Raw genomic sequence first — 12,260 nt, forward strand, 5'->3', positions numbered from 1 at the left:
GGACGGCACATGTCACGTGTATCGCAATACAGCTGGCGCGGCGCCTTTGTCGCCCGCCTGATCATCGGTTTTGCTGCGGCAATCACCGGCGCCCGCGCGCTGTGGGTGGGCTGCATGCCTGAGCCCAAAGCACGGGTGTACTTCGCCAACCACAACAGCCATGGCGACTTCGTGCTGCTGTGGTCGTCGCTGCCCAGCCACATGCGCGGCAGCACCCGGCCAGTGGCCGGCGCCGATTACTGGGCCAAGGGCGCTGTGCGCAGCTTTCTGATCAACAAGGTGTTTCGTGGCGTGTTGATCGCGCGCTCGCCCACCGCGACCGACCCCAACCCCATCGACCAGATGGCCGCGGTGCTCGAAGGCGGCGAGTCGCTGATTTTGTTCCCCGAGGGCACGCGCAACCTTGAAGACGGTTTGCTGCCGTTCAAAAGCGGCCTGTTCCACCTCGCCAGCCGTTGCCCGGACGTCGAGCTGGTGCCCGTCTGGATCGATAACCTAAAACGCGTGATGCCCAAAGGCCGCACGTTGCCGTTGCCGTTGCTGTGCACCCTGACCTTCGGCACGCCCCTGCAGTTGCTCGAAGGCGAAGCCAAGGCGGACTTTCTCACCCGCAGCCGTGAGGCATTGCTGGCCCTGACGCCCAAGGAGTCCTGACGTGGATCGGCAAACGCTCAACGTATTTATCGCTGTCGGTTTGTTCCTCGCACTGGCCTCGCTGGTGGGGCAAATCCTCAAGTGGAAAAAAGGCGCAACGCCAGTCATCGACAACCTCAACGCACGGATCAACGCGTGGTGGGTGATGGTCGCGGTGCTGGGCGTTGCATTCTTCTTCGGCAAGCCCGGGGTGTTGCTGCTGTTCTACTTGTTGTCGTTCTTCGCCCTGCGCGAATTCATCACCCTGACGCAAACCCGTGGCGGCGATTACCCGGCACTGGTGGCCGCGTTCTACTGCGTGCTGCCGTTTCAGTACTTTCTGGTGTACATCGAGTGGTATGGGATGTTCAGCATCTTCATCCCCGTGTTCGTGTTCCTGCTGATGCCATTTCTGGCGTCACTGGGCGGCGACACCACGCGCTTTCTGGAGCGTACGGCCAAGGTGCAGTGGGGGCTGATGATTTGCGTGTTCAGCATTTCCCATGTGCCGGCGTTACTGACCCTGAACATCGCCGGCTACGAAGGCCGCAACTTGCTGCTGATCGCCTTCCTGGTGCTGGTGGTGCAGTCCTCGGACGTACTGCAATACATCTGGGGCAAGCTGATGGGCAAAACCAAAGTGGCGCCAAACCTGTCGCCCTCGAAAACCCTGGAAGGCCTGATCGGCGGCGTGGTGTCGGCCACCCTGCTGGGTGGTGCGCTGTTCTGGATGACGCCGTTCAGCTTCCTGGGTGCGCTGGCCTTGGCGTTTGTGATTTGCCTGATGGGCTTTATCGGTGGGCTGGTGATGTCGGCGATCAAGCGTGACCGTGGGGTGAAAGACTGGGGCCATATGATCGAAGGCCACGGCGGCATGCTCGACCGCCTCGACTCCGTGTGTTTCGCCGCCCCGGTGTTCTTCCACCTGGTGCGCTACAACTTCACCTGAGCCTGGGCGATCGTCTGCCGAGGGCGTTGAGGCCGGTTAAACCACCACCTCATGCGCCCTGGGCAGATCCGGCCCGGTGCGCGAGCAGGTGACGGCAGCGGCTGCCACCGCGTAGCTCAGCAACGCATCGAGCTGCTCCCGGCTCAACCGCGCCATTCCTTCCGGGCTGTCCAGCCCCGCCTGCGTCAGCCATGCCAACAGCGCCGCCTGAAAGGTATCGCCAGCGCCGACGGTGTCGCGCACGTCAATGCGCCGTGACGGCACCGACACAACGCCATGCTCACGGCTAAACGCGGTGGCGCCTTGGCTGCCACGGGTCATCACCACCAACTGGCAACGGCCACCGAGCCAGCGCTGAATAATCTGTTCCGGCTCAATGCCGGGGTAGAGCAAGCCCAGGTCTTCGTCGCTCACTTTGATCAGGTCGGCCAGCTGCGCCAGTTCTTCCACACGCTCGCGCCACAGCGCGGCATCAGGTTGGGGGTTGAGGCGTACGTTTGGGTCGAGGCTGATCAAGCGCGTGCCGCTTTCGCGGCGCACCAGCTCCAGCAGGGTGTCGCCGATGGGTTGCACCACGAGCGAGAACGAGCCCACGTGTACACCGCGCACCTCGCCGCTCAAGGCCGGCAGATGTTCCGGGCGCACGGCGCGGTCTGCGCAGCCTTCGCCGCGAAAGGAGTAGTGCGGGTGGCCGTTGCCGTCGAGGGCCACCATGGCCATGGTCGTGGGGCAGTCGCTGGCGATCAGAAAATCGTCGCGCACGCCTTCTTCTTCCAGTACCCGGCGCAGGCGGGCGCCGAGAAAGTCGGTGGACAGACCGCCGAACAGCGCCGATTCCACGCCCAAGCGGCGCAGGCCGACGGCCACGTTGAAGGGCGAGCCACCGGCGATGGCTTTGTAGTCCAGCTCGCTGCTGCGCGCGCCGGCCGCCTGGGTGAAAAAGTCGAACAACGCTTCGCCGCAAACCAGGTACATGTCGAACTCCTGAAACAAAAGGGATTGGCTGTTTTTACGCCTGTTGCACCTGCATCACCTGCTGGCGGTAACGCTGGTAGACCGGCTCGTACGCGGCGCTGGCTGCGGGGTTCGGCTCGGTGCGCGTGCGCAGGTCGAGGCTCACGCAGCGGTCGCACAACGCGTGCAAGCTGCCTTCGCCGCCGCTCCATGCCGCCTGGATCGCCGCGCCCAGGGCCGCCGCTTCGGTGTGCTGCGGGCAGACCAGCGGGGTGGCCATGATATCGGCGACTACTTGCCGCCACACCGAGCTTTTTGCGGCGCCGCCGATCAAGCGAATTTCCCGGCTTTCGATGCCGCTGGCACGCAGCAAATCCAGGCCGTAACGCAGGCCGAAGCACACGCCTTCCAGTACGGCACGACAGAGGTTAGAGCGGTTCAGGTTATCGCTGGTCAGCCCCAGCAAACTGGCGCTGGCGTTGGGCAGGGCCGGTACCCGTTCGCCGTTGAGGAAGGGCAGCATCAACACGCCGTCGGCGCCAATCGGCGCTTGCATGGCCAGGGCGCCGAAGCTGGCGAGGTCCAGTTCCAACAGTTCCTGAATAGCGCCGGTGGCGTTGGTCAGGTTCATGGTGCAGATCAAGGGCAGCCAGCCGCCGGACGATGAACAGAACGTGGCGACCGAGGCGTGCGGGCTTACCTGTGGTTGGTCGGCGAAGGCGTACAGCGTGCCCGACGTGCCGAGGCTCATGGTGATGGCGCCCGGGCGGATGTTGCCGGTGCCGATGGCGCCCATCATGTTGTCGCCGCCGCCACTGGCCACCTGCGCGCGCGGGTTCAGGCCCAGCCGCTCGGCGACGTCGGGCAGCAGGGTGCCGACCGATTCGTTGGCGCCGATCAGGGCGGGCAACGCAGTGTTCAACCGCCCGCTGGGGTCGATCAGGCGCAGCAGGTCGTGGTCCCAGTCGCGGGTGCGCACGTTGAAATAGCCGGTGCCGGAGGCGTCGCCGTATTCGCTGCAGGCGCGGCCGGTGAGCCAGAAGTTCAGGTAGTCGTGGGGCAGCAGAATGTGGGCGATGCGCTTGTAAATGGCCGGGTGGTGTTTTTGCGTCCAGAGCAGTTTCGACACGGTGTAGCCCGGCGCAATGGCCACGCCAAGCCGTTCCAACGAGCCCTGCTCGCCGCCGAGAAAATCCAGCAATTGCTGGTTTTCGGCGGCCGATTCGGTGTCGCACCACAGCTTGGCCGGGCGCAGCACCTGGCCCTGGGCGTCGAGCAGCACCAAGCCGTGCTGTTGGCCAGAAACACCGATGCCGGCAATCGCCTCACCGCTGATACCTGCATCGGCAAGTGCCGCGCGAGTGGCCTGTCCGAAGGCGCTGAGCCAGTCGGCCGGTTGCTGTTCGCGATGGCCGTTGGGCCCGCTGATCAGCCGGTGCGGCGCGCCGCCTGCGCCCAGCACCTGCCCGCTGCTGGCGTCGAGCACCAGCGCCTTGGTGCCTTGGGTGCCGCAATCAATGCCGAGGTACAAGGCCATGGCCGGACCTCAGCGCTGCTGGTTCAACGGATCGACACGCCCATCGCCGTCGAGCAACGCCTGCAACGTGCCGGTCACGCCGAGGGTGCGCAGGTTATGCAGCTGGCGCTCGAAGGCGGCAACAAACGCAGCGGACGCTGGAATGGCCGGACCGAACACGCGGTCGGCGCCAAGCAAGCGCGTGGTGAGGGCGGCCTTGTCAGTCACCAGACCTTGCGCCCATTCGCCGTGCGGATCGGGAATGCCGTACGCGGTGCCGTTTTCGTCCACACCATCGAGGTACACCGCCCAGGCCGCCACCACTAACGCGGCGCGGTCGAGTTCGGCGCCGTCGGCGATCAAGCGGTTCAGCGTCGGCACAATGAATTTGGGGAATTTCGAGGTGCCGTCGGAGCACACGCGCTCCAGTTGGTCGGCGATGGCCTGGTTGGAAAAGCGCTCGATCAGCGTGTCTTTGTAATCGGTCAGGTCGATGCCGGGCACGGGTGCCAGCTGGGGGGTCACGTCCAGGTCCATAAAGCGCCGCACGTAACGGCGGAACAGCTCGTCGTTCATGGCTTCGTGCACGAAGCGGTAGCCCTTGATAAAGCCCAGGTAGGTCAGCGCCAGGTGACTGCCGTTGAGCAGTTTTATTTTCATCTCTTCATACGGCGACACGTCGTCGGTGAACTGCACGCCCACCGCTTCCCATGCCGGGCGGCCGTTGACGAATTTGTCTTCGAGCACCCATTGCAGAAACGGCTCGCACACCACCGGCCAGGCGTCGTCGATGCCATGTTCGCGGGCTAATTGCTGGCGGTGGGCGTCGCTGGTCATGGGCGTGATGCGGTCGACCATGGCGTTGGGAAAGCTGACGTTGGCGTCGATCCATGCGGCCAGTTCGGCGTCGGCCAGCCGCGCGTAACTGAGCAGCGCTTTGCGGGTGACGGCGCCGTTGTGCGGCAGGTTATCGCACGACATCAACGTGAACGCCGGCGTGCCTTCGGCGCGGCGTTTGGCCAGGGCGGCGCAGAGAAAGCCGAACACGGTGGTCGGTGCCTGCGGGTTCGCCAGGTCGTGTTGAATGGCCGGCAAGTCGGCGAGAAATTCGCCGCTGGCGTCGTCGATGCAGTAGCCGCCCTCGGTGATGGTCAGCGAGACGATGCGAATGGCCGGCTCGGCCAGTTTGTTAATCACGGCCTGCGCGCCGTCGGCAGCCAGCAGCATGTCGCCAATGACGCCGACCACACGCACTTCCAGGCTGGGCACGTCGCCCAGTTCCACTTGCGTGTAGAGGTAATCCTGGCCGGCGAGTGCGTCGCGCATGGCTTTGTCTTCGGCGCGCAGGCCGATGCCGCAGATGCCCCAGTTCATGTCCTGGCCGCTGTTGTGCAGCGCTTCGGTGTAGATGGCTTGATGGGCGCGGTGAAAGCCGCCGACGCCAAGATGGGCGATGCCTTGCTGGCGCGCGCCCAGGTCATAGGTGGGCACGGCGATGTAGGGCACCAGGCGGGACAACGTGGAGCGACTGAGTTTCATAAAAGTCCTTACGCCGCCTGCTCGGTAGCGCTGCGTTTGTCGATGGCGGTGCCATTGGCGTCGAAGAGGTGGCAGTGGGCAGTGTCGAAGGCCAGTTCCAGCGGCTGGCCGTAGGCCGGGCCGAAGTCGCCGCGCACGCGGATGGTCAGCGCCTCGCCGGAGGCGGTACGTACGTGGCAATAGGTGTCGCTGCCCAGGCGTTCGCTGACATCGGCGACCACCTGCAACTGGCCTTGCCCGGCCGGCACGATATTGAAGTGTTCCGGCCGCACGCCCAGGGTCACGCTGGCGCCGGTCGACAACGCGCAGGCCTCACGCGGCAGATGCAGGTTGGCGCCGGCGTCGAGTTGCACTTCGCAGCTGCCGCCATCTACCTGGCCAACCGTGCCGCGCAAAAAGCCCATCTTTGGCGTGCCGAGGAAACCGGCAACAAACAGGTTGGCCGGGTGGTTGTACAGCTCCAGCGGCGAGCCCACTTGCTCCACGCGGCCGCCGTTGAGCACCACCACTTTGTCGGCCAGGGTCATGGCTTCAACCTGGTCGTGGGTCACGTAAATCATCGTGGCCTTCAGCTCTTTATGCAGGCGCGCCAGTTCCAGGCGGGTTTGCACGCGCAGCGCGGCGTCGAGGTTGGACAGCGGTTCGTCGAAGAGGAAAATTTTCGGGTTGCGCACAATCGCCCGGCCGATGGCCACGCGCTGACGCTGCCCGCCGGAGAGCTGTTTGGGCTTGCGCTCCAGCAGCCGCTCCAGTTCGAGAATGCGCGCGGCGTTGTCGACTTTGGCTTGCACGGTGGCCTTGTCGACACGCGCCAGGTCGAGGGCGAACGACAGGTTTTTGCGCACGGTCATGTGCGGGTACAGCGCATAAGTCTGGAACACCATAGCCAGGTCGCGCTTGGCCGGGGCGAGGTCGGTGATGTCTTTGCCGTCCAGCGAGATGGTGCCGCTGCTGACTTCTTCCAGGCCGGCGATCAGGCGCAGCAAGGTGGATTTGCCGCAGCCCGACGGGCCGACAAACACCACGAATTCGCGGTCGCGTACATCGAGGTCGATGCCTTGGATGATGGCGTGGCCATCAAAGCCTTTTTGCAGATTGCGGATGCTGAGGTCAGCCATGTGAGCACTCCTTGGAAACCAGGCCGGTCATTTCACGGCACCAAAAGACAGGCCACGCACCAGCTGCTTCTGGCTGATCCAGCCGAAAATCAGAATGGGCGCGCAGGCGAGGGTCGAGACGGCGGATAACTTGGCCCAGAACAAGCCTTCCGGGCTGGAATAGGACGCCACCAGCGCAGTGAGCGGGGCGGCGGCAGACGAGGTGAGGTTGAGCGACCAGAACGCTTCGTTCCAACACAAGATCAGCGACAGCAACATGGTCGAGGCCAGGCCGCCACGGGCGATGGGCAGCAGCACGCGGCCGATTTCCTGAAAGGTGGTGGCCCCGTCCAGCCGTGCCGCTTCGAGGATATCCACCGGAATATCTTTGAAGTACGTGTAAACCATCCACACCACGATCGGCAGGTTGATCAGGGTGTAGATCACGATCAGCGCCAGGCGCGAATCGAGCAGGCCCATGCTTTTGCACAGCAGGTAAATAGGCATGAGCACGCCCACCGGCGGCAGCATTTTGGTCGACAGCATCCACAGCAGCGTGCGCTTGGTGTGGCGGCTTTCATGGAAGGCCATGGAGTACGCCGCCGGCACCGCAATCAGCATGCACAGCGCTGTGGCGGCGAAGGAAATCAGTACCGAGTTCCAGGCAAAACTGAAGTAGTCGCTGCGCTCGTTAATGTGCAGGTAGTTCTCCAGCGTCGGCACAAAGAACAGCTGCGGCGGCGTGGCGATGGCGTCCATTTCGGTTTTGAAACTGGTGAGAATCATCCAGAAAATCGGGAAGAACACCAGCAGCGCCACCGCCCAGGAAAGCGTGCCCACGACCACGCTTTGCAGGCGCCGGGATTGCTTCAAGGTCAGCATCGTCAGGCTCCTTTTTACGGTTGGTCGGTGAGGTTTTTGCCAATCATCCGCACCAGGATGATGGCGGCGATGTTGGCGATCAGCACGGCAATCAAGCCGCCCGCCGAGGCCATGCCCACGTCGAATTGCAGCAGCGCCTGGTTGTAGATCAGGTACGCCAGGTTGGTCGATTCGTAGCCCGGCCCGCCGCTGGTCGTGGTGAAGATTTCCGCGAATACCGAGAGCAGAAAAATGGTCTCGATCATCACCACCACGGCAATCGGACGCGCCAGGTGCGGCAGGGTCAGGTGCCAGAAAATCGCGATGGGCCCGGCGCCGTCGAGGCGCGCGGCTTCTTTCTGGTCTTGGTCGAGGGACTGCATGGCCGTCATCAAAATCAGAATGGCGAACGGCAGCCACTGCCACGACACGATAAAGATGATCGACAGCAGCGGATGGTGCGCCAGCCAGTCCACCGGCTGGGCGCCGAAGAAGCGCCACACGGCGGCGAGAATGCCGGACACCGGGTGGAAGATCAGGTTCTTCCACAGCAGGGCACTGACGGTTGGCATGATGAAAAAAGGCGAGATCAACAGCACGCGCACAATGCCGCGACCCCAGAATTCGCAGGCCTCCAGCAACGCGCTAATCAGCACGCCGAAGATCACGCTTATGGCCAATACGCTGCCCACCAGGGTTAGGGTGTGCAGCGCGCCGGGCATAAAACCGGGGTCGGTGACGAAGAACTCGAAGTTCTCCAGGCCGACGAATTCGTTCTCGCCGGGCGACAACAGGTTGTAGCGGATCAGTGAGAAATACACAGTCATGCCCAGCGGCACGATCATCCACAACAGCAGCAGGGCGACGGAGGGGCTGACCAGAAACCAGCCCGGCTTCAGCGCCCGCCGCTTGGCGCGCGGCGCAGCGGGTGCGTGGGCAACGGTGTCGAGAACCGAGGAACTCATGGCGACTCCATGACAGGGTTAGAACGCCGGCGCGGGGAAGCGCGCCGGCGGGGTGCCTCTACGGGGGAAAGAAGGCGTTACGTCGGCGGACTATTTCGGGTAGCCCGCGCGCTTCATCTCACGCACGGTGCTGGCCTGCGCGGCGCTCAACGCCTGGTCCACCTGCATCTGCCCGGTCAGAGCGGCGGCGAACAACTTGCCCACCTGGGTGCCGATGGCCTGGAACTCAGGGATGGTCACCAATTGAATGCCCACGTACGGCACCGGGCGCACGCCAGGGGCGGTCGGGTCGGCAGCTTTCAGCGATTCCAGGGTGACCTTGGCGAACGGCGCGGCGCTCATGTAGGCGTCGTTGTAGGTCGAGGCGCGGGTGCCTGGCGGCACGTTGGCGACGCCGTCTTTCTCGGCGACCAGCGCGCCGTATTCCTTGGAAGTTGCCCAGGCGCTGAACAGCTTGGCGGCGTCTTTGGCTTTGGAGCTGGTGGGAATGGCCAGTGCCCAGGAGTACAGCCAAGTCGCGCCTTTGTCGGTGACTTGCTTGGGCGCGAAGGTGAAGCCCACGTGGTCGGCGACCTTGCTTTGCGCTTTGTCGGTCACGAACGATCCGGCCACGCTGGCGTCGACCCACATGCCGCATTTGCCACTGTTGAACAGCGCCAGGTTTTCGTTGAAACCGTTGCTCGACGCGCCGGGCGGGCCGAACTTATTCATGGTGGTGACGTAGAAATTCAGCGCGTTTTTCCATTCGCTGCCGTCGAATTCCGGCTGCCATTTTTCATCGAACCAGCGCGCACCGTAGGCGTTGCCGATGGTGGTGATCAGCGCCATGTTCTCGCCCCAACCGGCTTTGCCGCGCAGGCAGATGCCGTACTGGCCCTGGTCAGGCTTGTGCAGTTTTTCAGCGAAGCTGGCGATTTGTTCCCAGGTCGGGTGCTCGGGCATTTCCAGGCCGGCGGCCTTGAACAGGTCGGTGCGGTAATAGGTGATGGAGGCTTCGGCGTAGAACGGCAAGGCGTATAGCTGACCCTTGGCCGACAGCCCTTCGCGCACGGAAGGGAATACGTCGTCGAGGTCGTAGCTGGCGGGCAGGTCTTTCATCGGTTCGAGCCAACCCTTTGCACCCCACAGCGAGGCTTCGTACATGCCGATGGTCAGCACGTCGAACTGGCCGCCCTCGGTGGCGATGTCAGTGGTCAGGCGTTGGCGCAGGACGTTCTCTTCGAGAACCACCCACTTCAATTTGATATCGGGATGCTGCTCTTCGAAGGTTTTCGAGAGCTTTTGCATGCGGATCATGTCGCTGTTGTTGACCGTGGCGATGGTCAGGGTTTCGCCCGCCAGGGTAACGGCGGACGACGACAAGCAGAGGGCGGCAACCAGTGCCTTGAGCGTGTGGTTCATGGTGTTGAACTCCTCTTGGCAGCCAGGTCGGCGGCGCAAGACATTATTGTTTTTGTTTGACCGGGGTCGATTACACGCCGCCTCGCCAGCGCAAACAACGCCTTGCCTGCACCGAGACCGATACTTTTTTGCAGTCCGTCTGTAGGGCGATTCGCGCAAAAGTGTACGCCGCGCCGCTTTAGCACGCTGATTTGAGGCAGAAGTGGCGAGTCAGGCGGTGTGAATCAGTACCGGTTTTGCTCGGTCATGCGTTGCGTGACCAACCGTCGGTAACCGGACGGCGTCATGCCTTTGAGCTGCTGGAAGCGCCGGTTGAAGTTCGACACGTTGCTGAAGCCGGATTCGAAGCACACGTCGGTCACCGGCTTGTCGCTGGTGCTGAGCAGCTCGCAGGATTTGCTCACCCGCAGGCGATTAACAAACTCCACGAAACCGCGCCCGGTGGCCTGCTTGAAGAAGCGCGAGAAGTACGTTGGCGTCATGCCCAACTGCTCGGCGACTTGCTCTTGGGTGAGGTCTTGCACGTAGTGCTGAAAGATAAAATCCACCGCGCGGTTGATGCGTTCCACATTGCTCTCGTCGGCCAGTTGCGTGGCCCGCACGCCGGAGAGCAGTTGGTAATCCTCGGTGGCGGCGAGCAGCTCCATCAGAATCAAAAAATGGCCCAGGCGCGTCATGCCGCTGGACTCGGCAATGCGCTGCATCAGGCCGCGCGCTTCGCTGATCAAACGCGGGCAGCGAAATTCGATGCCGTATTGCGCACGCCCCAGAAGCGGCGCCAAGCCCTGAAGTTCCGAGAACACTGCGCTGCCGCTGTCGAGTACTTGGTCCGTGAAATTCACCAGCATGTCGCGCTGCGGATACACCTCATCGGCTGCCACCTGGCTGATCCAGTTGTGCGGCAAATTGGGGCCGGTGAGAAACAGCGTGTCGGGGGCGAAGTTGCCGATGTAGTCGCCGATAAACGCCTTGCCCGAGCTGGCCACGATCAGGTGCAGCTCGTACTCCTTGTGGAAGTGCCAACGCACCAGCGGGCTGGGGAAACCGTGCTGGCGATAGATCAGCGAATGACCTTCGTGGTCATCCATCAACTCGTAGGAGGGGTCGGTAATTCGCGACGTACGGGCCATGCTGCGCTACCAGAAACAGAGAGGCTGAGGCGCTAAACCTTAGCGCGAGCCGCCTGCGCTGCCCAGCGCTTAGATCAGCGACATTTGTGCGCCGGGCGGGCAAAACTGCGTGCAATCCAGGCCGTAGTCGCCGCGTCGGTTGAGGTCCAGGCGCTTGATGGCCAGTTTGAAACGCTGGCTTAGCAGTTCGGCGAATACGCCTTCGCCTTTCATGCGCACGCCGAAACGGCTGTCGTAGTTTTTGCCACCGCGCGACTGGCGTATCAGGCTCATTACATGGGCGGCGCGGTCGGGGAAATGGCTGGTCAGCCACTCCTCAAACAGCTCGGCGATTTCCAGCGGCAGGCGCAGCAGAACGTAACCGGCCGAGCGTGCGCCGGCCTCTTTGGCGGCGGCGAGAATCTGCTCCAACTCCATGTCGGTAATCATCGGAATCACCGGCGCCACCATGGCGCTCACCGGCACGCCGGCTTCGTGCAGCTCTTTCATGGCCCGCAAGCGCGCCTTTGGCGAGGCGGCGCGCGGTTCCATGATGCGTTTCAGTTCGTCGTCCAGCGTGGTCAGGCTAAAGGCCACGCTCACCAAGTTGCGGCTGGCCAGTTCGCTGAGTAGATCGAGGTCGCGCAGGATCAGCGAACTCTTGGTGATGATGTGCACCGGGTGACGGTAGCGCAGCATGATCTCCAGGCTGCGGCGGGTCAGCTGTTGCTCGCGCTCGATGGGCTGGTAGGCGTCGGTATTGATGCCCAGGGCGATGGGCGCCGGCTCGTAACCGGGCTTTTGCAACTGCTCTTCCAGGCGGCTGGCCAGGTTGGTTTTGGCGATCAGCTTGGTTTCGAAATCGATGCCGGGCGACATGTCCCAGTAGGCATGGCTCGGGCGGGCGAAGCAGTAGATGCAGCCGTGTTCGCAGCCGCGATAGGGGTTCACCGAGCGGTCGAAGCCGACGTCGGGCGAGGTGTTGCGGGTGATCACGCTTTTGGCGAACTCTTCACGCACTTCAGTGGTGAAGGTCAGCGGGGTTTCTTCCTGAAACCAGCCGTCGTCTTCGCGCACCGAGCGGGTGGCGGCGAAGCGGTTGTGCGGGTTGCTGGCCGTACCTCGACCACGGGGCGGGAGAAACTGCGACATGGCGCACCTGCAAACGATTTAACTGGATGGATGTACAGTAAATCGTTTGCCGGAAACGCGCCAGTGCGGGCGGGGAAGTTTCCG

At 63.2% G+C, this 12,260-nt stretch carries 11 protein-coding genes; 2 read left to right on the plus strand and 9 right to left on the minus strand.

What is annotated here, in order from left to right:
- The first annotated feature begins 9 nt into the window (after window positions 1–9).
- Window positions 10–654, plus strand: coding sequence for a lysophospholipid acyltransferase family protein (locus ACZZ0Q_RS00180; protein WP_463540506.1), 645 nt, complete (start codon window positions 10–12; stop codon window positions 652–654).
- Between the two features lies 1 nt (window position 655).
- A complete protein-coding gene (locus ACZZ0Q_RS00185; RefSeq protein WP_122492185.1) occupies window positions 656–1,582 on the plus strand; it encodes a phosphatidate cytidylyltransferase in 927 nt (308 codons plus the stop codon).
- A gap of 36 nt (window positions 1,583–1,618) precedes the next feature.
- Here ACZZ0Q_RS00185 and ACZZ0Q_RS00190 read toward each other — a convergent pair whose 3' ends face one another.
- The 9 genes from ACZZ0Q_RS00190 to ACZZ0Q_RS00230 all read right to left on the minus strand — a co-directional run bounded on the left by ACZZ0Q_RS00190 (window position 1,619) and on the right by ACZZ0Q_RS00230 (window position 12,176).
- Window positions 1,619–2,557: a carbohydrate kinase family protein gene (locus ACZZ0Q_RS00190; protein WP_463540505.1), complete on the minus strand. Its 939-nt coding sequence runs from the start codon at window positions 2,555–2,557 to the stop codon at window positions 1,619–1,621.
- Between the two features lie 34 nt (window positions 2,558–2,591).
- Complete coding sequence (gene xylB / locus ACZZ0Q_RS00195; RefSeq protein ID WP_463540504.1) at window positions 2,592–4,073, minus strand: xylulokinase; 1,482 nt, start codon at window positions 4,071–4,073, stop codon at window positions 2,592–2,594.
- Window positions 4,074–4,082: 9 nt separating this feature from the next.
- Complete coding sequence (locus ACZZ0Q_RS00200; protein ID WP_463540503.1) at window positions 4,083–5,591, minus strand: mannitol dehydrogenase family protein; 1,509 nt, start codon at window positions 5,589–5,591, stop codon at window positions 4,083–4,085.
- 8 nt (window positions 5,592–5,599) lie between these two features.
- Complete coding sequence (locus ACZZ0Q_RS00205) at window positions 5,600–6,709, minus strand: ABC transporter ATP-binding protein (protein ID WP_463560183.1); 1,110 nt, start codon at window positions 6,707–6,709, stop codon at window positions 5,600–5,602.
- Between the two features lie 27 nt (window positions 6,710–6,736).
- On the minus strand, window positions 6,737–7,570 hold the full coding sequence (locus ACZZ0Q_RS00210) for a carbohydrate ABC transporter permease (protein ID WP_122492180.1): 834 nt from the start codon (window positions 7,568–7,570) through the stop codon (window positions 6,737–6,739).
- Window positions 7,571–7,584: 14 nt separating this feature from the next.
- Window positions 7,585–8,514 carry a carbohydrate ABC transporter permease gene (locus ACZZ0Q_RS00215; RefSeq protein WP_463540502.1) on the minus strand — a complete coding sequence of 310 codons (930 nt, stop codon included), beginning with the start codon at window positions 8,512–8,514 and terminating at the stop codon, window positions 7,585–7,587.
- A gap of 90 nt (window positions 8,515–8,604) precedes the next feature.
- Window positions 8,605–9,915, minus strand: coding sequence for an ABC transporter substrate-binding protein (locus ACZZ0Q_RS00220; RefSeq protein WP_463540501.1), 1,311 nt, complete (start codon window positions 9,913–9,915; stop codon window positions 8,605–8,607).
- A 224-nt stretch (window positions 9,916–10,139) separates the two neighbouring features.
- Window positions 10,140–11,045: a helix-turn-helix domain-containing protein gene (locus ACZZ0Q_RS00225; protein WP_463540500.1), complete on the minus strand. Its 906-nt coding sequence runs from the start codon at window positions 11,043–11,045 to the stop codon at window positions 10,140–10,142.
- Between the two features lie 69 nt (window positions 11,046–11,114).
- A complete protein-coding gene (locus ACZZ0Q_RS00230; protein ID WP_463540499.1) occupies window positions 11,115–12,176 on the minus strand; it encodes a PA0069 family radical SAM protein in 1,062 nt (353 codons plus the stop codon).
- Between the last annotated feature and the right edge of the window lie 84 nt (window positions 12,177–12,260).

The sequence above is a fragment of the Pseudomonas sp. AC070 genome, from assembly GCF_979258635.1.